Source organism: Pseudomonas frederiksbergensis (genome assembly GCF_003732275.1).
GTDB lineage: Bacteria > Pseudomonadota > Gammaproteobacteria > Pseudomonadales > Pseudomonadaceae > Aquipseudomonas > Aquipseudomonas frederiksbergensis_H.
Genome location: NZ_MOBM01000010.1, coordinates 26,561 through 52,342 on the forward strand (window position 1 = coordinate 26,561; position 25,782 = coordinate 52,342).

Below are 25,782 nucleotides of genomic sequence, written 5' to 3' on the forward strand. Positions count from 1 at the left end.
GGAACAACGCGTGCAAGAGTTAATCGAGTCGGTAGGACAACTTTCGGCTAAGCAAAGAAAGGCTCTGGCGGTTCTGCTCAAGCAGAAAGGGGTCAACCTTTTTGACATTGCCCCGGTTTTCAAGCGCACGGCTGAAGAACCGTTGTTGTTGTCCTACGCTCAGCAGCGCCAGTGGTTTCTCTGGCAATGGGCGCCGCACAGCGCGGCCTACAACATTCCCACGGCCCTGCGCTTGCAGGGCCCGCTGGATGTGGCCGCGTTGCAGCGCAGCGTCCAGGCGCTGATCGAACGTCACGAAACCTTGCGCACGGTGTTCACTCAAGACGCCGGGCAACCCTTGCAAACGATCCTGCCGGCAGGATCGTTTGCCCTGGATATTCACGAGCTGAGCCCTGAACTGGCGGCAAACCCGCAGGCGTCGATCCAGGCCTTCGTCCAGACCCAGAGCCAGCAAGCCTTCGATTTGCAGACCGGCCCGCTGTTGCGCGCGGCCCTGCTGCAAGTCACCCCGCATGATCACGTGCTGGTGCTGACCCTGCACCACATCGTGTCGGATGGTTGGTCGTTGCAGGTGATGATCGAGGAACTGGTGCAGTTGTATGCCGGTTTCAATCTCGGGCATGACGCCGGGCTGCCGGCCTTGCCGATTCAATACGCCGACTACGCCCTGTGGCAGCGGCAATGGATGGAGGCCGGCGAACAGGAACGTCAACTGGCCTACTGGCAACAACAGCTCGGCGGCGAGCAACCGGTGCTGGAGCTGCCTGCCGACCGTGCGCGTCCGGTGGAACAGAGCTTTGCCGGGGCCAGCCACAACCTGATTCTGGACCCGACGCTGAGCGACAGCCTCAAGGCCTTCGCCCGACGGGAAAACGTCACGCTGTTCGTGCTGTTGCTGGCCTCGTTCCAGGCCTTGTTGCACCGCTACAGCGGCCAGGCCGACATCCGCGTCGGTGTGCCGGTGGCCAACCGCGGGCGCGTGGAAATCGAGCGACTGATCGGTTTCTTCGTCAACACCCAGGCGCTCAAGGCGGACGTCGACGGGCAAGCCAGCTTCGTCGATCTGCTGCGCCAGGTTCGGCAAACCGCCCAGGAAGCTCAGGCGCACCAGGACCTGCCGTTCGAACAACTGGTGGAAGCCCTGGAGCCGGGACGCAGCCTGAGCCACAGCCCGTTGTTCCAGGTGATGTTCAATCACCAGGCCGAAAGCCGGATCAGTGTCGAGACGCGGTTGAACGGCTTGAGCATCGAGCCGCTGGAATGGCAAAGCGCAACCGCGCAGTTCGATCTGGTGCTGAACACCACCGAACAGGCCCATGGCATTGAAGCGGTGCTCAAATACGCCACCGACCTGTTCGAGCCTGCGACCATTGAACGTCTGGCGCAGCACTGGCGCAACCTGCTGCGGGCGATTGTTCAGGACCCGACCCAGCGCATTGCCCAACTGCCGGTGCTCGATGACGAGCAGCAACAACAACTGCTCGCGCACTGGAACCCGAGCCCGGTGATGCACCCAGTCAGCCAGTGCATTCATCAGTTGATCGAGGCTCAGGCCGAGCATCGTCCGGATGCGCCCGCGGTGGTGTTCGCCGGGCAACGACTGATATATGCCGAACTCAATCATCGGGCCAACCAATGGGCGCATCAGCTGATCGCCCGTGGCGTCGGCCCCGATGTGCGGGTGGGCGTGGCGGTGGAACGTTCGCTGGAGATGATCGTCGCCATTGTCGCTGTGCTGAAGGCCGGTGGCGCTTATGTGCCGCTGGACCCGAGCTACCCCGACGACCGCTTGCGCTACATGATCGAGGACAGCGGGATCGAGCTGTTGCTGACCCAGGGCCACCTGTTGGCGCAGCTGCCGATTCCGCCGGGGCTGGCCTGTCTGGATTTGAATCAACCTCTGCTGGAAAGCAGCACGGCCAACCCTCCTTGCCGCACCACCGCAGACAACCTCGCGTATGTGATTTACACCTCCGGGTCCACCGGCAAGCCCAAAGGCGCGTTGTTGTCCCATGGCAATGTCATTCGCCTGTTCAGCGCCACTGATCACTGGTTCGGTTTCGGCCCCGAGGACAGCTGGACCCTGTTCCATTCGTACGCGTTCGATTTCTCGGTCTGGGAAATCTTCGGCGCGCTGCTCCACGGCGGCAAACTGGTGGTGGTGCCCCACGATGTCACCCGTTCGCCGGAAGAGTTCTACACCTTGCTTTGCGATGAACAAGTCACCGTTCTGAACCAGACGCCGTCGGCGTTCAAACCGCTGATGCAAGTGGCCAGTGCTTCGTCGCGCAACCATGCGCTGCGTTACGTGGTGTTTGGCGGTGAAGCGTTGGAAGTACAGAGCCTGCGCCCCTGGTTCGAGCGTTTCGGCGATCGCGCGCCGACCCTGATCAACATGTACGGCATCACTGAAACCACCGTGCATGTGACCTACCGCCCGCTGTCCCTGGCGGACTTGCAACAGACCCACAGCAGCCCGATCGGCGAGCCGATTGTCGACCTGTCGTGGTACTTGCTCGATGACGCGCTGAACCTGGTGCCCCAAGGGTGCATCGGCGAGTTGTACATCGCCGGGGCCGGGCTTGCGCGGGGGTATCTGAACCAACCGGGCATGAGCGCTACCCGTTTCGTTCCGGATCCGTTCAACCCTGTGGCCGGTGAACGCTTGTACCGCACCGGCGACCTGGCGCGGCTGCGCGGCGACGGGGTGATCGAGTACATCGGCCGTATCGACCATCAGGTGAAGATTCGCGGTTTCCGTATCGAGCTGGGGGAAATCGAAACCCAATTGCTCAAGCATGACGCGGTGCGTGAAGCCGTGGTGTTGGCGGTCGAAGGGCTCAGTGGGCAGCAACTGGCTACCTGGATCGTGCCGAGCGAGCCACTGGACGCAGATGCCCATGCCGGCTTGCGCGATTCGATCAAAGCGCAATTGCGTGAAACCCTCTCGGACTACATGGTGCCGGTCAGCTGGGTGTTCCTCGAACGCCTGCCGCTGACGGCCAATGGCAAGCTCGATCGCAAGCAACTACCCAACCCTGATGTGAGCCTGGTGCAAGAGGCTTACGCGGCCCCGCGCAGCGAACTCGAACAGCGCCTGGCCGAGATCTGGCAGGACGTGTTGAAAGTCGAGCAGGTCGGCCTCAACGACAACTTCTTCGAACTGGGCGGCGATTCGATCATCTCGATTCAGGTGGTCAGCCGGGCGCGTCAGGCGGGCATCCGCTTCTCGCCCAAAGACATCTTCCAGCACCAGACCGTGCAACGCCTGGCCACCGTCGCACAGCAGAGCGATGCGGTGCAGGCGATGCAAGGTGATGTGCTCGGCGCTGCCGTGCTGACCCCGATTCAACAGTACTTTTTCGCCACTGACATTCCCGAGCGTCAGCACTGGAACCAGTCGATCCTGCTGACCCCGGCCGAGCCTCTGCAAGCGGCTGCGCTCAAGCAAGCCCTGGAACATCTGCAACGACATCACGATGCCTTGCGTCTGCGCTATCGCCAGACCGCAGGTGTCTGGGGGCAGGAACATGCCGCCGTCGATCAGCCGAACACACTGTTGCGCACCGTGGCGTTGCCAGATAGCGAGGCCTTGCCGGCGCTGTGCCTGGCGTTGCAGCGCAGCTTGAACCTGAGCGATGGCCCGTTGATCCGCGCGGCCCTGGTAGATCTGCCCGATGCCAGTCAGCGACTGCTGTTGGTGATCCACCATTTGGTGGTCGATGGTGTGTCGTGGCGGATTCTGCTGGAAGACCTGCAAACCACTTATCAGCAACTGAGCACCGGCACGCCGTTGCGCCTGCCGGCCAAGACCACGGCGTTCAAGGATTGGGGCGAACGCCTGCAAGGTTATGCGCGCAGCGCCGGGCTGGAAACCGAGCTGGATTACTGGCGCGGGCAACTGGCCGAAGCGCCGGCGGACTTGCCGCTGGACAACCCTGATGGACAATTGCAGAACCGTTTCGAGCGCAGCGTCGATACGCGTCTGGATGCCGAGCGTACCCGGCAATTGCTGCAACAGGCACCGGCGGTGTATCGCACCCAAGTCAACGATTTGCTGTTGACCGCACTGGCCCGGGTTTTGTGTGAATGGACCGCCTCCGACAGCGCCCTGGTGCAGCTCGAGGGGCATGGCCGCGAAGACCTGTTCGATGACCTCGACCTGAGCCGTACCGTGGGCTGGTTCACCAGCATGTTCCCGGTGCGCCTCACTCCGCAGGCCAGCCTCGAAGCGTCCATCAAGGGCATCAAGGAACAACTGCGCTCGATCCCGAACAAAGGCATCGGCTTTGGCTTGCTGCGGTATCTGGGCAGCGACGCTGCGCAAGCGGCCCTGAGCGGCTTGTCCCAACCCAAGGTGACCTTCAACTACCTGGGGCAGTTCGATAACAACTTCGACGAAGGCACCCTGTGGGTGCCGGCCACCGAAGACAAGGGCGCCGGGCAGGATGAACAAGCGCCGATGAGCAACTGGCTGACCATCGACGGCCGCGTCTACCAAGGGCAATTGAGCCTGACCTGGACCTACAGCAGTGACGTGTTCGAAGAGGCGACCATCAACGCCCTGGCCCGCGCTTATGAAGTTGCGCTGGGCGAGTTGATCGACCATTGCCTGAGCCATCCGAGCGGCGGTCTGACCCCTTCCGATGTGCCACTGGCCGGGTTGTCCCAGGCGCATCTGGACAGCCTGCCGATCACCGCACAGCGGATCGAGGACATTTACCCGCTGGCGCCGATGCAGCAGGGCATTCTGTTCCACAGCCTGTACGACGCCGACGCCAGCGCTTACGTCTATCAGATGCTGCTGGATATCGACGGTCTGGATGTACCGCGCTTCCAGCAAGCCTGGCAGCGGGTGGTGGACCGTCATGAAGTGCTGCGCGCCGGTTTCATCTGGGGCCGCGACGGCCTCGATACACCGCTGCAAGTGATCTATCGCCAGCTGACCCTGGAAATGCCGGAAGTGGATGTGCGCGCCGAACCGGACTTGCAAGCCGTGCTTGAGGCCCGTGCCTTGGCCGATCGCGAACGCGGTTTCGACTTGCAGAACCCGCCGCTGCTGCGCCTGTGCCTGCTGCGCACCGCCGATGACCGTCATCGCCTGATCTTCACCTGCCACCACATTCTCATGGACGGCTGGAGCAACTCGCGGATGTTTGGCGAAGTGCTGCAGGATTACGCCGGGCATCCGGTGCCGAGTGCGCAGGGTCGTTATCGCGACTTCCTGGCCTGGCTGCAACGCCAGGACAAGGACGCGGCGCAAGCCTTCTGGCGCGGGCAATTGGCCGAACTGGACGAACCGACGCGATTGGCCTCGGCCTGCCACGGGCAAACCGTGCCCGGCCCCGGTAAAGGCGTGCATAAGCTGACCTTTGACGCAGCCTTCACCCAGCGCCTCAACGGTTTCTCGCGCCAGCAGCAAGTGACGCTCAACAGCCTGGTGCAAGCCGCGTGGCTGCTGGTGTTGCAGCGCTACACCGGGCAGAGCAGTGTCGCGTTCGGCGCGACGGTGTCCGGTCGTCCGGTGGATCTGCCGGGCATCGAGCAACAGTTGGGCCTGTTCATCAATACCCTGCCGGTGATCGCCAGCCCGCCAGCGACCTGCAGTGTCAGCGACTGGGTGCGTAGCGTGCAGGACAAAAACCTGCTGCTGCGCGATTACGAACAGACGCCGTTGCAAGACATCCAACGCCTGGCCGCGCTTAACGGTGAGGCATTGTTCGACACCTTGCTGGTGTTCGAAAACTACCCGGTGTCCGACACCCTGGAGGCCAATCCGGGTGGGTTGCGTTTCAGCGGTCTCGAACACCGTGAGCAAACGAACTACGGCCTGACGCTGATCGCCGGTGCCGGCGAGGTGTTGAGCCTGGACTTCAACTACCTCACCGAGCACTTCGCCGAGCGCAGCATTGTCGGCCTGGCCGCTCATCTGGAAGAAGTACTGCGCCAGTTCCTCGACGCACCGCAACGCTTGCTGGGCGAGATCGGCCTGTTGCCGGCGAGCGAGCTGCGTACTCTGGCGGAATGGAATGACCATCATGCAGCGTACCCGGTCCAGGCCTTGATCCATCAAGGCTTCGAAGCTCAGGTCGAAGCGCGGCCACAGGCGATTGCCTTGCGGCATGCCGGTGCTGGGTTGACCTATGCCGAACTCAATCGCCGCGCCAACCAGTTGGCCCGTCATCTGCAAACGCTGGGTGTCGGCGCGGAAATCCGCGTGGGCGTGGCGATGCCTCGTTCCGCCGAGTTGGTGATTGCCTTGATGGCGGTGCTCAAGGCCGGTGGCACCTACGTGCCGCTGGACCCGGACTATCCGGCGGATCGCGTGGCCTACATGCTCGACGACAGTCAGGCGCGGGTGTTGCTGACCCAGCAGCACTTGCTGTCGCAGTTGCCCGAGACCCAGGCCCAAGTGGTGTGGGTCGAGGCGGGCGGTCAGGCCTTCGCCAACCTGGCGCCGCACAATCTTGAGGGGCGGATCGACTCCGCCAACCTGGCTTATGTGATTTATACCTCCGGTTCCACCGGTAAACCGAAAGGCGTGGCGATTGCTCATCGCAACGTGCAGGCGCTGATTCACTGGTCGCACGAGGTGTACAGCGAAGAGGACCTGCAAGGCGTGCTGGCCTCGACCTCGGTGTGCTTCGACCTGTCGGTGTGGGAGATTTTCGTCACCCTGGCCCGCGGCGGCTCGATCATCATGGCGCGCAACGCCCTGGAATTGCCGGACCTGCCGGAGCGCGATCAGGTGCGCCTGATCAACACCGTGCCGTCGGCCATTGCAGCCTTGCAGCGCGCCGGGCAGATCCCTCACGGCGTGCGCATCATCAACCTTGCGGGTGAACCGCTCAAGCAAAGCCTGGTGGACACGCTGTACCGCGAGACTTCGGTCGAGCACGTTTATGATTTGTACGGGCCGTCGGAAGACACCACCTATTCGACCTGCACCCGTCGCGAAGCCGGCGGCCAGGCGAACATCGGCCGACCGCTGGTGAACACCACCGCACACTTGCTCGATGCCCAGTTGCAGGCCGCGCCGATTGGGGTTGCTGCCGAGCTGTACCTGGCTGGCGACGGCATTACCCGTGGCTATCTGTTCCGTCCGGGCCTGACCGCCGAACGCTTTGTGCCCAACCCGCTGGCCAGCAATGGCGAGCGGATGTATCGCACCGGCGACTTGACCCGTTTGCGTGACGACGGCCTGATCGAATATGTCGGCCGCATCGATCATCAGGTCAAGGTGCGCGGGTTCCGTATCGAGCTCGGTGAAATCGAAGCGCACCTGCTGGCCTATGACAGCGTGCGCGAAGGCGTGGTGCTGGCGGTGGAAGGCCATAGTGGTCAGCAACTGGTGGCTTACGTGGTGCCGACGCAGGCCGACCTGAATTCGCAAGAACAAGACGATCTGAGCGAAGCGCTCAAGACCGGACTCAAGGCGCACCTGCCGGATTACATGGTGCCGGGGCAATGGTTGTTCATCGAACAGTTGCCGCTGACCCCCAACGGCAAACTCGACCGCAAGGCCTTGCCGACCCCGGACGTCAACCAATTGCAGCGCGATTACGTGGCGCCGCGCACAGCGCTGGAGCAACAGATTGCCGGGATCTGGCAAGACATTCTGAAACTTACGCGGGTCGGTGTGACCGACAACTTCTTCACCTTGGGTGGCGACTCGATTATCTCCATTCAGGTGGTGAGCCGGGCGCGTCAGGCGGGGATTCGGTTCACTCCCAGAGACCTGTTCCAGCAGCAGACGGTGGAACGGTTGGCTCGTGTGGTGCAGATGAATGTTTCTCTTGAGAACGATGAAAGCCCGGTCAGAGGCAGTACGGCGTTCAAACGCTCGAGTCAGCCGGGCAGCCATGAGTTGACCCCGTCGGACTTCCCGCTGGCCCGTCTCGACCAGACGCAGCTCGATGCCTTGCCGGTGCCCGCTGCGGCAATTGAAGACATCTATCCGCTGTCGCCGATGCAGGAGGGCATGCTGTTCCATACGCTGTCGGACAACGGCAGCAGCCTGTACGTCAACCAGGTCAGCCTGCCGGTCAAGGGCCTGGACGTGGGGCGCTTCCGCGCTGCGTGGGAATACATCATTGAGCGTCAGGCGATTCTGCGCACCAGCTTCCATTGGCAGGACGGGCTGACCAAGCCGTTACAGATTGTTCAGTACCACGCGGCCTTGCAGATGCAGGTGCTCGACTGGCGCGGGCAGGACATCAGCGACGCGCAGATTGCCGAGTTCGCCACCGAAGATCGAGCGCTGGGCTTCGACCTGGCCGAGGCGAAGTTGCAACGGGTGACCCTGCTGCGCTTGAGCGACGATCAGTACCAGATGGTCTGGACCAGCCACCACATTCTGATGGACGGCTGGAGCAGTTCACGGCTGTTCGGTGAGGTGTTGCAGTATTACTCGAAGGGGCAGGTCAGCGGCGAAAACGGCCGTTACCGCGACTTCATCGCCTGGCTGCAAGCACAGGATCAGGACGCCCAGGAACTGTTCTGGAAGGCGCGTCTGGCGGCGGTCAACGAGCCCACCGCGTTGAGTCAGGCGATTCATCCGCGCCACTCGGCCGATGTGTCCGGTCACGACGCGATTTATTCGAACTGGGATATCGCGCAGACCGCCCGGTTGCTGCAGTTCTGCCGCGACCTGCGCATTACCCCCAACACCCTGATCCAGGGTGCCTGGCTGTTGCTGTTGCAACGCTACACCGGCCAGCGCACGGTGACGTTCGGCGCCACGGTCTCCGGGCGTCCCGAGAACCTGCCGAATGTCGGCAACATGCTGGGCCTGTTCATCAACACCTTGCCGATCATCCAGACCCCGGAACCGGATCAGCGTCTGGCCGACTGGCTGAATCAGGTTCAGGCCTACAACCTGGATATCCGCGATTATTCCCAGGCACCGCTGGCGGATGTGCAGCGCTGGTCGAACCTCGGTGGCCAGGCGTTGTTCGACAGCATCGTGGTGTTCGAGAATTTCCCGATCGATGATCGCTTGCAGGAAGAAAACGACACCGACCTGACCTTCGGCAAATCCATCGGCCATGGCGTGACCAACGTGCCGATGGACTTGGCGGTGATGCTCGGTGATGAACTGTCGATCGAATACCTGTACCTGTGCAGCCACTTCAGTGCCGAGGCGGTGGAGGGGATTCGCCTGACCCTGGAAAACACCCTTGAGGCGATGATGCGCGCGCCTTACGAACGCTTGGGTAACCTGCAGCGTCTGTCGCCTGAACAATGGCTATCGATGCAGACCTGGAGCGCCAAGCCGCCAGCGGAGCATCAACCGCAGCTGTTGCCGGAGCTGATCAGCCGACACGCCTTGAGTCAGCCCGAGGCCATTGCGGTGCAATGTGCCGGGCTGAGCCTGAGCTACGGCGAACTGGAGCGCCGCGCCAATCGTCTGGCCCATTGCTTGATCGAGCATGGCGCAGGGCCGGAAGTGGTGATCGGCGTGGCACTGCCGCGTTCGCTGGAAATGGTCGTCAGCTTCCTCGCCGTGCTCAAAAGCGGCGCGGCGTATGTGCCGCTGGACATCGATTATCCGCCGGAGCGTCTGGCGTACATGATCGAAGATTCGGGCATGGCGCTGCTGCTGACCCAGAGCAGCCTGCGGGCGACGTTGCCGGCGCCCGAGGGCCTGTTGCGCCTTGAGCTGGATCAGCTCGATGAGTCCCGTTATGGCGATGAGGCGCCGGTGTGTCGCGTGCTGGAGCAAGGGCTGGCCTATCTGGTCTATACCTCGGGTTCCACCGGGCGACCAAAAGGCGTGGCGGTTACTCAGGGACCACTGAGCATGCACTGTCAGGCCATCGCCAAACTGTATGAAATGGACACCCGCAGCTGCGAGCTGCACTTCATGTCGTTCGCCTTCGACGGTGCCCATGAGCGCTGGTTGAGTACGCTGTACAGCGGCGGCCGGCTGGTGGTGCGGGACGGTTGCCTGTGGACGCCGGAACAGACCTGGCAGGCGCTGCACGAGTACGGCGTGACCATCGCCTGCTTCCCGCCGGCCTACCTCAAGCAACTGGCCGAGTACGCCGCGGCCAGCGGTATCGCGCCGCCACCGGTGCGCATTTACTGCTTCGGCGGCGATGCGGTGCCGGACCAGACCTTCGAACAGGTCAAGGCGGCGCTGCGTCCCGAGTACTTCACCAACGGCTACGGCCCGACGGAAACCGTGGTCACCCCGATGCTGTGGAAAGTGCCGGTGAGCCAGCAGTGTGAAGCGGCTTATGCGCCGATCGGCCGCGCGGTGGGCGCGCGTTCGCTGTACGTGCTGGATGAGGATTTGAATCCGCTGCCGCCCGGCTTTGCCGGCGAGTTGTACATCGGTGGCTACGGGGTTGCCCGTGGTTATCACGGTCGGCCAGACCTGACCTGCGAACGCTTCGTGCCCAACCCGTTTGCCAGCGGCGAGCGGCTGTACCGCACCGGCGACCTGGTGCGTTTGCGCCAGGACGGCGTGATCGATTACGTCGGTCGTATCGACCATCAGGTCAAGGTGCGCGGCTTCCGTATCGAGCTCGGTGAAGTCGAGGCCAGCCTGCGCCAACTGGCGCAGGTCAGCGACGCCTTGGTGATCGCCCGGGATAATGCCTCCGGCAAGCAACTGATCGGTTACGTCGTCACCGATGCCGGGCAGGAGCTGGGTGATGAGCTCAAGGCTGGGCTGCGCACCACGTTGCCGGAATACATGGTGCCGGCGCAGATCGTCTGCCTCAGCGCCTTCCCGGTCACCCCCAACGGCAAGCTTGATCGCAAGGCATTGCCCGAGCCGGAATTCAAAAGTGAGGAATACGTCGCCCCGCGCAATCAGCAGGAACAACTGCTGGCGGACATCTGGGCGCAGGTGTTGCAGGTGGAGCAGGTCGGTATCAGCGACAACTTCTTCGAACTGGGCGGCGACTCGATCCTGAGCCTGCAAGTGATTTCCCGGGTCAGGAACCACCCGACCCTGCAGATGGAACTCAAGCTGCGCGATCTGATGCGCTACCAGACCATCGCCGGCATCGTCGAGCAGGACGTGGTGAAGGCGGGCACCGCGCAACCGTCGGTGGACCTCACCCATGTGGCCAGTGAGGGGCTGTTCACTCTGCTGCCGATTCAGGAATGGTTCTTTGCCGAGGGCATGGCAGAGCCTCATCACTACAACCAATCGTTGTTGCTGAGTGCGCGTCAGGCGCTGGATCTGGACGCCCTGGAACAGGCGCTGGGCTGGATCGAAAACCATCACGACGCCTTGCGCCTGCGCTTTTGTCAGGAAGGCGGGCGCTGGTTGCAGCGCTACGCCGCGCCGACGGATCGCCGCGAGCCGGTGCTTTGGCGCCGCGAGGCCGAGAACAGTGAGCAGGTCGAAGCCTTGGCCAACCTGACACAGCGCAGCCTCAAGCTTGACGATGGACCGGCCTGGCGCGCGGTACACATCGCCTTGCAGGACGGGCAGGCGCGGCTGTTGATGGTCATTCACCATTTGGTGGTCGACACGGTGTCGTGGCGGATTCTGCTCGACGACTTGAAGGTGGCCTATGAGGCCTGCGTGATGGGCATCGAACCGCAACTGCCGATCCGCACCAGCAGCTATCGCGCATTTGCCGAAGCCTTGCAGGCGCAGGCGCCGGTGATTGCAGAGCAGGAATTGGGCTACTGGCTGGAGCAACTCGATCAGCCAGGCGTCGACCTGCCGTGCGATAACCGTCGCGGCAAGAATCAGGTGCGTCACCAGGCTCAGGCGCGGCTCAAGTTGTCTCGCGAGCACACCGAGCAGTTGCTCAAACAGGCACCGGCGGTCTATCGCACGCAGATCAACGATTTGCTGCTGTCGGCCCTGAGCCGGGCGTTGTGTCGCTGGAGTGAACAGTCGTCGGCGCTGATTTTGCTGGAAGGGCACGGCCGCGAGGACCTGTTCGAGAGCATCGACCTGAGTCGCAGCCTGGGCTGGTTCACCAGCATGTTCCCGGTCCGGCTCACCCCCGACAGCGCGGACATCGGCGCGTCGATCGTCAACGTGCAGGCGCAGTTGGCGGCCATCCCGCAGAAGGGCATCGGCTACGGCGTGTTGCGTCATCTGGCCGGCCCGCAACTGGCCCGCCAATTGGCCGACCTGCCGCAGGCACGGGTGACGTTCAACTATCTGGGGCAGTTCGACCAGAGCTTCGACGAGCAGGCGCTGCTGGTGCCGGCGCTGGAAGAAACTGGCGACAACTACAGCCTGCAGGCCAATCTGGGCAACTGGCTGGAGATTGTCGGCCAGGTTTACGACGGTCAGTTGGCGCTGCGTTGCATCTACAGCACCCAGCGTTATCGGGCCAGCACCATGGAGCGGTTCATGCAGGATTATCAGCGCGAGCTTGAGGCGTTGATCGAGCATTGCATGGCGCAGGTGGGCTGAGTGCCGGGTTTTTAATCATTGCCGGGGGGCGTTGCTCAGGCGCGTCCCTTTTTTACGGACATAAGGATTCTTTCGATGTCGTTACACCCTGATCTGGAAGCCTTCCTCGACCTGGCGCAAGACGGCCAGGACGCAGGCCTGCCGGCGCTGCATCAACTGACACCGGTCGAGGCCCGGGCGATCTTCGAACACACCACCGCGCAATTGCGTTGGGATGCTCCTCAGGATATTGACGTGCTGGAGGTCAACACCACGGCCCGGGACGGTGCGCCACTGGCGTTGCGTTTATATCGGCCGAGCGGGGCGATGGCGCCGATGCCGGTGCTGGTGTATTTCCATGGCGGTGGTTTTGTAGTGGGCAGCCTGGACTCCCATGACGGCGTCTGCCGCGAATTCTGCCGACGTACGCCGTGCGCGGTGTTGTCCGTTGGCTATCGGCTGGCGCCGGAGCACCGCTTCCCGACAGCGCTGGAGGACGGTGAAGACGCTTTGTCCTGGCTGGCGGAACAGGCGCTGGCCTTGGGGCTGGACGCTGGTCGCGTTGCATTCGGTGGTGACAGCGCCGGTGCCACATTGGCGACGGTGCTGGCTTTGCAAGCGGTGGTTCAACCAAACACCGTGGCCATCGTCCCCAAGGTGCAGCTGCTGTGTTATCCGGTCACTGATGCCTCGCGCACCCACGATTCGCGTTTGTTGTTCAGTGAAGGGTATTTGCTGGAGAACGACACACTGGACTGGTTCTACCAGCACTACGCCCGCAGCCCCGAAGACCTGCTGGACTGGCGTTTCTCACCGTTGCTGGCTGAGGACCTGCGCGGTGTGGCACCGGCGATTGTGCTGCTGGCCGGGTTCGATCCGTTGCTCGATGAAGGCCAGGCCTACGTCGACAAACTGCGCGCGCAGGGGGGGAGTGTCGAACTCGAACATTGCCCGGGTTTGACCCATGATTTGCTCAGGCTGGCGTCGGTCATGCCGGATGTACTGAGCGTGCATGAAAGCTTGAGTCGGGCGCTGGCTCGGCATTTGGGCTGAGCATAGAAACTGCACAACAAGTCCCTTTGCCATAGAGCTTCAAGATCAAAAGATCGCAGCCTTCGGCAGCTCCTACAGGTTCAGTATTCGCCGCCATATCGCGGTTGAACACAAATCCCCGTAGGAGCTGGCGAAGGCTGCGATCTTTTGCTTTTTCTGGCTAGCCTCGCGGATCGAGGTTATCCAGCACCCGGTTGACGGCCAACTCCCCAAGCATGACCACCGATTGAATCCCCAACATCATGTTGCGATGTGGCATGTCCATCAACCCGGCGAACTCACTGAGCATCATGCTCGCTGACGCCAGGGTTTCACAGGCGTTGACCAGCAGGGTCTCGTTATCGACCTCGGCGCCGACATGGTAAATGGTGCTGGGTTTGCGCACGGTGTCTTTGGGAATGGGCGGCTTGAGGTAATGGTCGAGGGCGCGGTCGGCGGCTTCGTGGAGTTTTTTGGAATCGAGGGATTCGTAGGGGGAAACGTCGTCGGTTTCCGGAGGATTTGGTGTTGGTTTGAACATGGTAAAACTCCTTGATCAATGGAGTCGCCACATGTCGCTGCTAAACGAGAAAGGGTGGCGACTGTACGCGGGTTAGCAGACCAGGGATCAAGGAACCCGGCGCACCGAAGTGCCCCACGCACAGTCACCATAACGCAGACCAGCGTAGGCAAAAGTAGCCGGCTGATCGAGAGATGACACTGCGTGCCTTGATATTTACCGAGCTGCTAAACCCGATCGCTGATTGGGCAGCGACCCGGAAACGATAGAGCCCGCCCCCAAGGCGCACAAGCCGGCGGATTCTGGCGTAGTCGTAGGCAACAGCGCAACGATGTGTAGCCTGAGTGAGTGTCTGGAAGTGTCGTTTAAACAGCGCCTGTTTAGCGGTCTGACACTGAGCCTTGTGGTGGCTGTACCGGCCTCATCGCGAGCAGGCTCGCTCCCACAGGGGAGCTGCGGTGAATCCATTTTTTGCGAACGCCGCAGATCAATTGTGGGAGCGAGCCTGCTCGCGATGAGGCCCGAAAGAACACCCTCAAACCCAGAAATCACCGGATAAACGAATGTGCCCGCTTTCCCGAAGCATCTGGTTAAGTCATCTTTCAAAGCTCGAATAGCTCTGTAGGCAGACCAGGTTCTTGCCTGAGTAGAGGCCACGCTGTCGTCCACCCCTTGGACTGCAAGCGCTCCTGGTACATCGCTTTTTTTTCTTCAGTAAATCTCCAAGTGGGTCTGATGATCAGGTTAAAAAGATCATCCAGTCCCAACGGGGCAGAGACCTCACAGGTGTTTCCTTCGCGCAATCTGACGGCTATTGCCGTTGCTGTCTCTGGCCAGTAACGCATTGCATCCGTAGTGGAGATGTAAGGCTTATCGCCGTTCTGAACATGCATTCTCGCCTGATTTTTTACTGACCAGAGGACTGTCGGGTCCAGATCTCGCAGAGCTGCTTCTAAAGCCCTGTCATCTGAGGGAGTGCAGTGACATGGATCAAACCAGATTACGTCGACGTCGCTCGAGATGGGGGACGGGTAGCGCCCGTGCAAGTAATCCCAAACCGCGTTCCGGACAAAACCTGCACCGACCCAACAATCCGGCAACCCCAAGGAATGAACAAGCTGGAGTAGGCGCCATCGAGCGGGGTCTTCTGAAATGATTGTCTGGATTCTTGAAGCGTTATTCACTGGCACCTCCAAGCCATCGTTGGGTAGAAAGATTCTCCTCACTACATCTTATGGTGTGCAGGAGATGTCGATGAAACATCATTTGTTTAGCAGTCTCACTTTGGATTTTGTAGTGGATGGACGGGCCTCTTCGCGAGCAAGCCCGCTCCCACAGTAGATCTCAGCCGTACACAAATAGTGTGTTCACCGAAGATCCCCTGTGGGAGCGGGCTTGCTCGCGAAGAGGCCCGCTAGAACACCCTCGAACTTTCAGTTAAACCACCGTCCTTTTCTCACTCAAAAAAACGCCCCGCAATTGCAGGGCGTTTTCATTGGCGCTGCAATCAGAAGTCAGCCTTGACCGACATCACGAAGTTGCGCGGTTCGCCGTAGAAGTTACCGAAACCTTCGGTACCGACCGTGGCGTAGTAGCGTTTGTCGAACAGGTTGTTGCCGTTCAGCGCCACGGACCAGGTGTCGTCGATGCGGTAGCCGATGCGCCCGTTCCAGACCGCAAAGCCGGCCTGGGTGACGTTGTTGTTGCTGGTCGGCGAGACGCGGTAGTTGCCGCTCTGGGCGTTGACGCCGGCACCGACGGTGACGCGTTCCAGGGGACCGCTGAGGGCATAGTCGCCCCATACGCGCAGCAGGTGGCGCGGCACATACGAGTTATACGACACACCGTCCTGACTGACATCGGCGTCTTCCAGCACCTTGGTCTGGGTGTAGGTGTAGCCGGCCAGCAATTGCAGGCGGTCAATGACTTCACCGCTGACTTCAGCTTCGAAGCCCTGGGCGCGCACTTTGCCGGAGTTCAGCGAGCAGGTGCTGTCCGGGCAGGCCGGGTCATCCTGGGCTTCGTCTTTCTGGATAGTGCGGAACAGGTTGAAGGAGCTGTTCAGGCGACCGTCGAACCATTCGCCCTTGATCCCCAGTTCATAGCTCTGACCGATCAATGGCTTGAGGGTCGAACCGGTGATGGTCTTGTAGTTGCCTTGCGGGGTGAAGATATCCGCGTAGCTGGTGTAGACGGTCAGGTTGTCGTTGATGTCGAACAGCAGGGCGGCAAACGGGGTGACTTGCCCGGTTTCCTTGGCCTCGGAACTGATCGGTGTGCCTTCGCCGCGCCAGAACGAGACGGAGTCGGTTTCGGACTTGTACCAGCTGACGCGGCTGCCCAGTACGAAGGTCAGCGGATCGGCCAGTTTCAGGCGTGCCATGGAGTAGGCGCCGTATTGCTTGATCCGCATGTCCACCGGTCCACCCCGGGTGGCGTTGGGCAGGTAGAAACTTTCATCCGGCTGGGGCAGGTGATGGTTGGGGTTCAGCACATTCTGAGTTTGAGGCAGGAGGGCCACGGCGAAGAAGTCATCTTTGTGGGAGCGGCTGGCGTTGGCGCCGACGATCAGCTCGTGCTCTTGGCCGAAAGCGTTGAACTTGCCATCCACATAAGCGTCGAGGCCGTAGTCGACCTGATCGTAGTCAAAGATGCTGCCGATCATCAGGGTACTGGAGCTGGTGGCGCCTACCGGTACCGAACCGCTCGGGAAGGCGTATTCCATGTCCTGGGTGTTTTTCGAATACACACCCGCAACTTTCAGCGCCCAGTTGTCATTGAACTCATGCTTCAAGTCGCCGAAGTACGTGGCCCGCTTGCTGCGCTGGTTGTTCCAGGCCGTGTTCAGGCACGTGGAGCGTGAGAGTTTCAGGTCGCTGCCATCGGCGTAACGCGGCAGGCCGCCCCAGCATGGGGTGGCATCGATGTCTTCATAGGCCATGCCCAGGCCCAGGGTGGTGTAGTCGCTCAGGTCGAAGTCCAGCGCGCCGTAGTAGATCTGGTCCCTGCGTTCGCCCACGTCATAGAAATACTGACGGGTCTGCTGGGTCACCACGGCCCGGCCACGGATGGTGCCGGCGTCGTTCAGCGGGCCGCCGGTGTCGACCTGACCACGGTAGTTGTCCCAGGTACCGGCAGACAACGACAGTTGGGTGTGCGGGGTGTCCTGGCCGCGCTTGCGCACGAAGTTCACGCCGCCCGCGGTGCCTCCGGCGCCTTTCATCATCCCGGCCGCGCCGCGCAACACTTCGACCCGATCATAGATCGCCATGTCGCTGCTGAAGGCATCGGCCTGCACATAGCTGCTGCCGATGTCCAGCGGCACGCCGTCGTACTGGTACTGGCCGGTCATGCGGAAACCCCGGGAGTAGAAATACTTGCCGCCCATGGGCGAGTCGTAAACGGTGATGCCCGGGGTCTTTTCCATGACCTGTTCGATGGTGTTCAGGTTCTGGTCATCGAGCATCTTGCGCGTGATGACGGTGACCGACTGCGGGGTTTCCTTGAGCGAGTGCTCGCCCTTGCCAATGGTCACCGCCCCGGTGGTGTAGGAGTTGCTGCCTTCGGTGGTCGCGCCCAATCGCTGACCGTTGATGCTGGTCGGTGCCAGTTCCATCGCATTGCCGGTGGCCGGCGCCAGCAGCGTGACCGTGTTGCCGTCGCGCTGATGGCGAATCCCGGTGCCCTTGAGCAGCGCGCCGAGCGAATCATCTTCCTGATAGCGGCCGTTGAGGGCACTGGACCGCAGGTTCTGAATGCTCTCCGGGCTGTAGATGATTTGCAGATTGGTCTGTTGACCGAGGGTCTGCAGCGCCTGAGCCAATGGCTGGGCCGGGATGTTCAGGGTCCATTCCTGAGCCTGGACATACGGCGTCATGGCCAGGGTCATCGCCAGGCCGAAGCCGGTGGACGTCATGCGCGAGCGGGTCGTTCGGCTCATTAACAGGGCGCGGGTCAGAGGTCGAAGCATGAAACGGGATGCGGACATGAGGTTAAGACCTTGGCAGGTATAGTTGGTAATGGTTCTTATTCATCTCATTAAGACGAGGAGGCCGCGGCAAACCGGAAAAAATATTCTTCCGACCGGCCACGGCCTGATCGATTACGCGGGTTGCAGTTCGCTTTTGACCTTGCCGGCCTCCATGCGCACCAGTTGATCAGCTACGTCGAAGTAGCGGTCATCGTGGGAGATGACGATGATGGTTTTGCCCAGACGCTTCAGGTCGGGCAGCAGTTCGGTGTAGAAAATGCGGCGGAAGGTCGGGTCCTGATCGGCCGCCCATTCATCGAACACCAGCACCGGCCGTTCTTCCAGCCAGGCGTTGACCAACGCCAGGCGTTTGCGTTGGCCGGTGGAAAGATCGGTGGTGCTGAACGCGCCGTCGCGCACGCTGACCTTGTGCGCGATCTCCAGGCGTTCGAGATAGCGCGTGGCATCCTGCGGCACTTGCCGGTCGCCCTGGATCAGGTCATCGAACAGGTAATAGTCGGCAAATATCGTGGTGAAATTCTGCCGGTAGTCATCGCGGTTGAGCGCGGTGATCGGCTGGTCGTTCACGCGGATCTCGCCTTCGGTGGGCGCATAGAGGCCCAGCAACAGTTTGATCAGCGTGGTTTTGCCGCAGCCGTTTTCACCGACGATGAATACGATGTCGCCTTGTTCGATGCGCAGGTTGACCGGCCCGAGGCGGAAGGGCTCGCTGCCTTCCACCGGCGGGAAGGCGTAACGCACGTTGCTCAGTTCCAGGCTGTGGACCGGGCCGGGTTTGTACCCCTGATCCTCCAGCAGCAGGTGTGGTTCCGGGGAGGAAAACTGTTCGCTGAGCTCGGCGATCCGGCGAAACGCAATCTGCGCCCGGCTGATGATTGGCAGCGTGCTGACCAAATGTTCCAGGGGGCCTTTCATGTACAGCAGCACCAATACAAAACCGCTCATCACGGCCTTGTCGGCACTGGGCCAGAACGATTGCAGGGCCAGCGCCAGGCCGATGACCACGAAGAACAGCATCGAGCCGAACGACTTGGCAATGACGAAGGTATTGATCGAGCGAATCTGCGTGTCACAGATTTTCTCGGCGGTCTTCTGGATGCCGGACACGAACATGCGCTGACGCCGCGGGCGGTGGATGCGCAGTTCCTTGGCCCCTTCGGCGATGGCGTTGTAGTGCTTTTGCAGCTCGTCTTCGGAGTCTCGCGCCGCATAGAAACCGCGCATGCCCTTGGCCCGGGCGATGGCCTGGATGGTGGTGCCGATGGCGATGGCCACCAGCATCATCAGAAACATTGGCCACGACAGCATCGCCAGATAACCGAGGCAACCCAGGGTGACGGTCAGGGAAATCGCCAACGGCGCGAAGGCGAAGGCGAAATCGCTGATGGTGTCCACGTCATGGGTCAGCACCGGGATCAACCGGTGGCTACGGTAGCGCTCGATCTGGGCGATGGGCGCCGACAGCACTTTCTCCCCCAGCTCTTTGCGCAGCCTGGCGATGATTTGCTGCCCGACGTAGTTGGTGCCGATGTCGGACACAATCGTGGTCAGCAGCGCCAGCACGCACAGCCCGGCGAAAATCATCACCACGGTGCGGGTCAGGCCATCGGCGGAGTGCAGGGCATTGTTGATGGTCGCCAGCAACACGGTGACGCTCAGGCCACCGATCATGCCGAGCACGATGGACACAGAGACAATCAGGCGGAAGGGCTTGAGCAGGGCGAACAATTCGTTGATCGCCCCATGCGTTGGCTTGGTCATGGAGGATTCCTTTCGACACGGAGGGAGTGCCGGTACTTAAGGAAAACGAATGGTTGCGGACTTTATTTAAACGGCAGCAGAGGTAATTGCCGGTTAGTCAGAAGACCTGTGGTGAGGGGGCTTGACCTAATGCTGGTAGCTAAAGCCGCGCAAACTTGTGGGAGCGAGCCTGCTCGCGATAGCGGTGGGTCAGGCAACATTGATGTTGAAGGTGCCGCCGTCATCGCGAGCAGGCTCGCTCCCACAAGGGCAGCCCCCTCGCCACAAAGGATTCAGAGCTCACGCACTACGCGAAACCCCAGCCAGTCGCCGCTGCTGGTGGGCAGGCTGCTGTTGCGATTGCCGGAGCGGGAAAACACCGGCGCTTCGCCCCAGTCGTTGCCGCGCATGACCTGGCGTTTGCAGTTCTGCTCCAGCCACGGGCTGCCGTCGCTGGGCACGCCGACATAGTCTTCGCGGTAGCAGTCGGCGACCCACTCATAAACGTTGCCGTGCATGTCGAACACGCCAAAGGCATTGGCCGGGAAGGTGCCGGCCGGGGAGGTGAAATTGTAGCCGTCGGCGGCGCCGTAGGTGTTGGCGTTTTTCGAGATCTGGTAGTCGGCGCCTTCATCGAACGCAAACGGGAAAGACCCGGTACTGCCGGCGCGGGCGGCGTACTCACGGATCGACTCGCTGGGCATGCGATAGGCATGACCGGTTTTCTTCGACAGCCAGGCAATGTAGCCCTGGGCTTCGGCCACGTTCATGCACACGGCCGGGTGGCGCGCGGTCTGTTTGAAGCTGGGTTTGCCGGCCGTGCAGCGCCGGCCTGGCCGATCATCAAAATCGGCGGGGGTGTTGCCGGTGGCGCGCACGTACGCGTCCCATTCACCGGCCAGTACCTGGAAGCGACTGATGGCGAAAGGGCGGGTGAAGGTCACTTCATGCAGCGGGCCTTCATCGGGCTGGTGGCCGACTTCATCCTCTGGCGTGCCCATGGTGTAGCGGCCGGCGGGCAGCACGACCATCTCCGGACAGTCCTTGCAGTCCTTGAACACCTTGCCGGGGGCAGGCGGGTTCGCGGCCTGGGCGGTGCCGGGCAGCAGACCGCCGAGCAGTGCGGTCAGTGCCAGGGCCGATAATGTTCGCAGGGAAGAGGGCATATGGAGCGTTTTCATAAGTCGTCTCGGTTAAAGGAAAACGGTGCCTCGCAGCGCAAAGCTGTTCACTTAAAGCGCGCTCATCAGTCATGCCTGCCTTTTGTGGCGAGCGAGCTTGCTCGCGCTGGGCTGCGTAGCGGCCCCAAAAATCTGGCAGTCATTGCCGGTTTTTGTGAGTGCTACGCACTCAAGCGGGAGCAAGCTCCCTCGCCACAGGTTTATCTGACTCAAGACGCTCTTAAGTGAATTGCATTGGCCTCGCAGCAAGGGTTCACGCGGAGCGCTTTTTGCCCAGCACGTCGATGAAGCGGTCCACCTCGGCTTCGGTATTGAGCAGGCCCGGCGCGGCGCGGATCACCGGGCCGACGTCGCGGCTGACCGCATCGCTGACAATCCGGTTTTGCATCAGGTGAGCGGCCACGGCATCGCCGTCCTGACCCTTGACCCGGAAGAAGCTGAACCCCGCCGAAAACCTCGGATCGACCGGGGTGACCAGTTCGACGCCCGGCTGCTCCTGCAATCGTTGTTTCAGGTAGCTGTTGAGCTGATGGATGCGCGCCTGGACGTCGGCCTTGCCCAGTTCCAGGTGCAATTTGAACGCTTCATCCACGGCCCAACGATGTTCGAACGCGTGATAGCCGCCCGGGGACATGGTGGTGGAAAAGGTCGTGGCTTCGGAGAAGGTCGGCACGCTCGGGCTGACGTACTTGAGCTCTTCGCTGCGGCTGCAAACGATGCCGGTGCCGCGGGGGCCGAACATCCATTTGTGGGTGCCGGCAATGAAGAAGTCGCAGTTCATCGCCGGGAAGCTCAGGTCTTCGACGCCGAAACCATGCACGCCATCGACCACGTAAACGATCCGGTCCTGGTCGTCGCGCTGGCGATTGTGTTCATCGACGAGTGCGCCGATGTCGCTGATCGGCAGCTTCACGCCGCTGCCCGAATGCACCCAGGTAATGCCCAGCACGCGGGTCTCGGGGCGGATGTGGCGGTTGATGGTATCCAGCACCTGGTCGGCCGAGATCGACTGTGGCTGCTCGAACAACTGAATCTTGCGCACCCGGGTGCCATCACGCTGGTTGCGAAAACGCAGGATGTTGTTCGTGGAATAGTGCTCGTGAACCGTGGTGAGGATTTCCTGATCAGGGCGCACCTGCACACCGCCATAAATCATCGCCAGGCCTTCGGTGGTGCTGCCGGTGAGGGCGATCTGTGTCGGTTTGGCCTGCAAATATCGACCGGCCCAGAGCCGCACGTTTTCTTCGCGCTGGTGGGTCACGCCCAGGTCCCAGTCCATAGCCAGCCCGGGATTCAGATCGAGAGCGGCGCGGTGACGGGCGATGGCCTCGCGCACGGGTTTGGGGTGGGAGGTCACCAGAAAATTGGCGAAGTGGATGTAGTTCGGGTCCTGGTCGAACAACTGACGCAATTGCGCCCATTTGTCCCGGGGCAGGGTTTGCATCTGCGCGGCGGCGACCTGGGGGCCGAGGCTGGCACCCAACGGCAGGCTGGCGGCGAGGACTCCGGCCTGTTTCAGAAAAGTACGACGGTCATTCATGGCTTGACCGGTTCCTGGCGAGAAATCAGCGTGGGCTTCGCGGCTTTTTGCACGTGTTCCCAGACCCGCAGGAAGTTACCGCCCCAGAGCTTGGCGATATCGGCTTCGGAATAACCGCGCTGGATCAGTTCGGCGGTGACGTTGCGGATCTCGCCAACATTTTCCCAACCCTTGATGCCGCCGCCGTCGTTGAAGTCCGAAGCGATGCCGACGTGGTCGATGCCGACCTTGCGCACGGTGTAATCGATGGCGTCGCCGAGGTCCTTGAGCGTGGCCTTGGGTTCGTCTTCGAGAATGGCGTACAGACCGCTGGCGTATTGACCGAGCTTCTGTTCGGACCAAGCGGTAATGATCGGGTCGCCGGGCATCAGCGCCATCGCCAGGTTGGGCAATGGTGGCAGATCGAAACGCGTGCGCAGGGCGTTGAGTTTGTCCTGTGTGCCTTGGGTCAACGGTTTGAGGTATTGCGAGAAACCGACCACCTGCACCACGCCACCGCTGTTCTTGATCAGCTGCAGCTCTTTGTCACTGAGGTTGCGCGGGATGTCCACCGAGGCCCGTGGTGCCGAGTGCGAGGCCACCATCGGCGTGCGACTCAGTTGTGCCACTTGTTCCAGGCCTTTGGTCGACATCTGCGACACATCAATGATCACACCCAGATCGTTCAGGCGTTGCACCGCTTGTTTGCCGATGTCCGACAGCCCATCGAGGGCATCGGGGGAGTCGTTGAAAAACGGCAGTGGTCGTGATGAGTCGGCCCAGCTGTTGTTGCCGATGTAGCTGAAACCGAACATGCGCATGCCACGGCCGGCCCACAGGTCCAGTTTGCTCAGGTCATTGCCCAGCGGGTAGGCGTTGAGCATGCTGATGAAAATCGCAAACTTGCCTTCGCCGTGCAGGCGCCGGAAGTCGTCGGGGGTGTAGGCGATGCCGACCTGATTGGGAAAATCGCGCACCAGGCCGGAGATGATATTGTAGCGCACTTCCTGCTGGTTGCGTGCTTCTTCGACGAAACCGTCGGTGGGCCTGTGCGGCGCGTTCGGGCCGTTCCACATTTCTGGCCAGCCGAAGACTGTCAGGGCCGCGCCGGACAGTCGCCCACGGTTGGCCTTGATCAGGTCGAACTGGCCGGAACCGTCCTTGTCGGCCTCGTTGCCGTGGGCGCCGAAACCCAGGGGGACGGTGATGTGGCTGTCGAAGGACAGGATCCGCTCCTGCAGTTCTGTGGCCTGTTTCATGACCTTGACCGGGTAGCCGGGGTTGTCCTTGAACCCGTAATCCCAGACCAGCCAGCCTGCGCCGGCACTGATGGCCAAGGCCAGTGGCAGGCCGAGGTACAGAGCTTTCTTCGAACGTGTTTTTGTCATCGCCATCTCAGTCAGGTTCGCCGCCCCGGTGCAGGCGCAGGGGCCTTTGCTATCTGGGAGGAACGAGTGACCGGCACAGGAATTTAGGTGGCCCCGAAAGATCTCATTTCAAATGTAGGAGCTGGCGCAGCCTGCGATCTTTTCGGGGCCGCCGGAGAGCAAGATCAAAAGATCGCAGCCTGCGGCAGCTCCTACGGGGGATCGCATTTCAGATTTAGGCGCCTGCGATCTTTGAGGCCCCATAAATTTGTAGAGGCAACGAACGTTCTAGCTTGGATAAAGCCTGCTTTCATGGCTGACACAGGTAGGGCAATGACGATTTCTCGACGCTGGTTCATGGCGGGCCTGGCGCTCACGAGCGCTGCGGTGCCTGCCGCTTTTTATGCACATCGCGAGCTGACCCGGGAAAAGGAACCGATCACGCCGGGGGAGGCTACGGTCGACCTGGCCAGCACCGCCGGGCAGCAACTGGCCGACAGCTTGCGCGGAATCTGGGACATTCGTTTTGTCGGCAGCGATGCCGGGCTTGATGGCTTGCCGCAGGACGGGCTGGAGTTGTTTCTCGACATCGCTCATCGCGGGCGCGGGTTGCGCGGTTACCTGGACACCGGCACTCACCTGCGCGGGGAAGACCAGTCGCGCTATCAGGTTATCGGCGATCTGGCACCGGCCACTGGCGCCGAACTGTACTGGCGACTGATGCGCACCGACGCCCCGCTGGTGGCGCCGGTGTATGAGTTCAAAGCTAAGCTTGATGAGGTTTGGGCCGCTTTCGGCAACGCCGGCAGCGGCACGTTCAGCGGCCAGGTGCTGAGCCTGAATCGCCCGTTGGGTTTGCCCGAACTCGACAACCGCTTTATCGCCATCAAGCGCCGGTTTCCCGAAGCGCGGGAGCGAACCGCCCTCAACCCTGCGTTTCTGGCGTGGCTGGTGTCCCCCGAGCATCGATTGTTTCATCAGCTCTGGCACGCGTCCCGGGACAAATGGCACAAGCTCTCGGAGAAAAAACGCGAGGCGTTGCGCGGTATCGGCTGGCAACCCGGCCCACGGGACAAGGAGCGTGATGCCCGCGGGCCGCGCAAGGACCGCAACGGTTCGGGCATCGATTTCTTCTTCATGCACCGGCACATGCTCGGCATCGCCCGGTCCATGCAGGATCTGCCTTCATGGCCGGCGTTCCCCTTGCCGCAGCCGGAACTCGAGCGTGATCGCCAGGGCTTCGCGCGCTATTTCGACAATCACGATGGCAATGCCTTGCCGCCGACCTGGTTGACCGAAGGCGACGACGAGTACACCAAGTGGGTCAGTGACATCAAAGCCGCAGAGACCTATCACAGCAACTTCCAAGTCTGGGAGTCGCAGTACCGCGATCCGCGTTACTTGTCGAAATTGACCCTCGGCCAGTTTGGCTCGGAGGTCGAGCTGGGCCTGCACGACTGGCTGCACATGCGCTGGGCGTCGGTGGCACGGGATCCGTCCAACGAGATACCGGTGCCGATGGCCCGGGATCAGGCCGACTTTGCGGCGCGCTGGTATGCCCCGGAAAACGATTTTCTCGGCGATCCGTTTTCCTCTCACGTCAACCCGGTGTTCTGGCGTTTCCACGGCTGGATCGACGATCGAATCGAAGACTGGTTTCGCGCCCATGAGCGTTTTCACCCGGGCGAACTGAACCGCCTGGAGGTCAACGGCGTGCCGTGGTTTGCACCGGGGCGCTGGGTGGAAGTGGGTGATCCGTGGCTCGGGCCGGACACCCACGGTTGCAGCACGACCCCAGGCCTGCAAACGGGGCGCTCGGTGGAAATGGACCCCGAAACCATGAAGCTGGCGTTGCGCATCACGTTTGGCGATGAAGACAACATGAGTGAGCTGTTGCGCAAAGTGCCGCGGCGGCCGTGGTATGCGCGGCATTTGAAGGTCAAGGGATGGCCGGTTTAAGCAGATAGACCGCGTTATCGTTCTTCGCGAGCAGGCTCGCTCCCACACTGGATCTTTGTAGTACACAGAATTTGTGTTCACTGAAGATCTACTGTGG

At 61.6% G+C, this 25,782-nt stretch carries 10 protein-coding genes; 3 read left to right on the plus strand and 7 right to left on the minus strand.

From position 1 onward, the window contains the following. Positions 1-10: 10 nt before the first annotated feature. Positions 11-12,397, plus strand: a complete 12,387-nt coding sequence (locus BK662_RS06920; protein ID WP_123357450.1) for a non-ribosomal peptide synthase/polyketide synthase — start codon at positions 11-13, stop codon at positions 12,395-12,397. 75 nt (positions 12,398-12,472) lie between these two features. Beyond that, a complete protein-coding gene (locus BK662_RS06925; RefSeq protein WP_123357451.1) occupies positions 12,473-13,429 on the plus strand; it encodes an alpha/beta hydrolase in 957 nt (318 codons plus the stop codon). Positions 13,430-13,589: 160 nt separating this feature from the next. On the opposite strand, the gene BK662_RS06930 is transcribed toward BK662_RS06925, so the two are convergent. The 7 genes from BK662_RS06930 to pvdM all read right to left on the minus strand — a co-directional run bounded on the left by BK662_RS06930 (position 13,590) and on the right by pvdM (position 23,747). Continuing rightward, positions 13,590-13,949 (minus strand): DUF6124 family protein, encoded by a 360-nt coding sequence (locus tag BK662_RS06930; protein ID WP_123357452.1) that lies wholly within the window; start codon positions 13,947-13,949, stop codon positions 13,590-13,592. Positions 13,950-14,530: 581 nt separating this feature from the next. Beyond that, complete coding sequence (locus tag BK662_RS06940; RefSeq protein ID WP_123357454.1) at positions 14,531-15,112, minus strand: nucleotidyltransferase family protein; 582 nt, start codon at positions 15,110-15,112, stop codon at positions 14,531-14,533. A gap of 323 nt (positions 15,113-15,435) precedes the next feature. Next, a complete protein-coding gene (locus BK662_RS06945) occupies positions 15,436-17,916 on the minus strand; it encodes a TonB-dependent siderophore receptor (RefSeq protein WP_123357455.1) in 2,481 nt (826 codons plus the stop codon). Between the two features lie 114 nt (positions 17,917-18,030). Beyond that, entirely contained in the window at positions 18,031-19,680 is a 1,650-nt protein-coding gene (locus tag BK662_RS06950; protein WP_123357456.1) for a cyclic peptide export ABC transporter, read from the minus strand. 272 nt (positions 19,681-19,952) lie between these two features. After that, complete coding sequence (gene pvdO, locus BK662_RS06955) at positions 19,953-20,840, minus strand: dihydropyoverdine dehydrogenase (protein ID WP_123357457.1); 888 nt, start codon at positions 20,838-20,840, stop codon at positions 19,953-19,955. A 253-nt stretch (positions 20,841-21,093) separates the two neighbouring features. Beyond that, entirely contained in the window at positions 21,094-22,380 is a 1,287-nt protein-coding gene (pvdN, locus tag BK662_RS06960) for a pyoverdine-tailoring periplasmic protein PvdN (protein ID WP_123357458.1), read from the minus strand. Next, positions 22,377-23,747, minus strand: a complete 1,371-nt coding sequence (pvdM, locus tag BK662_RS06965) for a pyoverdine-tailoring dipeptidase-like protein PvdM (RefSeq protein ID WP_123357459.1) — start codon at positions 23,745-23,747, stop codon at positions 22,377-22,379. The genes pvdN and pvdM overlap by 4 nt, the downstream gene beginning before the upstream one ends. Positions 23,748-24,059: 312 nt before the next feature. Between pvdM and pvdP the strand changes: the two genes are divergently transcribed. Next, positions 24,060-25,685 (plus strand): pyoverdine maturation tyrosinase PvdP, encoded by a 1,626-nt coding sequence (gene pvdP / locus BK662_RS06970; RefSeq protein WP_123357460.1) that lies wholly within the window; start codon positions 24,060-24,062, stop codon positions 25,683-25,685. Positions 25,686-25,782 lie beyond the last annotated feature (97 nt).

Coding starts and splice junctions, on each gene's coding strand:
- pvdM (WP_123357459.1), bottom strand. CDS start 23,747: ATGACAAAAACACGTTCGAAGAAAGCTCTGTACCTCGGCCTGCCACTG.
- BK662_RS06945 (WP_123357455.1), bottom strand. CDS start 17,916: ATGTCCGCATCCCGTTTCATGCTTCGACCTCTGACCCGCGCCCTGTTA.
- pvdP (WP_123357460.1), top strand. CDS start 24,060: ATGACGATTTCTCGACGCTGGTTCATGGCGGGCCTGGCGCTCACGAGC.
- BK662_RS06925 (WP_123357451.1), top strand. CDS start 12,473: ATGTCGTTACACCCTGATCTGGAAGCCTTCCTCGACCTGGCGCAAGAC.
- pvdO (WP_123357457.1), bottom strand. CDS start 20,840: ATGAAAACGCTCCATATGCCCTCTTCCCTGCGAACATTATCGGCCCTG.
- BK662_RS06950 (WP_123357456.1), bottom strand. CDS start 19,680: ATGACCAAGCCAACGCATGGGGCGATCAACGAATTGTTCGCCCTGCTC.
- pvdN (WP_123357458.1), bottom strand. CDS start 22,380: ATGAATGACCGTCGTACTTTTCTGAAACAGGCCGGAGTCCTCGCCGCC.
- BK662_RS06930 (WP_123357452.1), bottom strand. CDS start 13,949: ATGTTCAAACCAACACCAAATCCTCCGGAAACCGACGACGTTTCCCCC.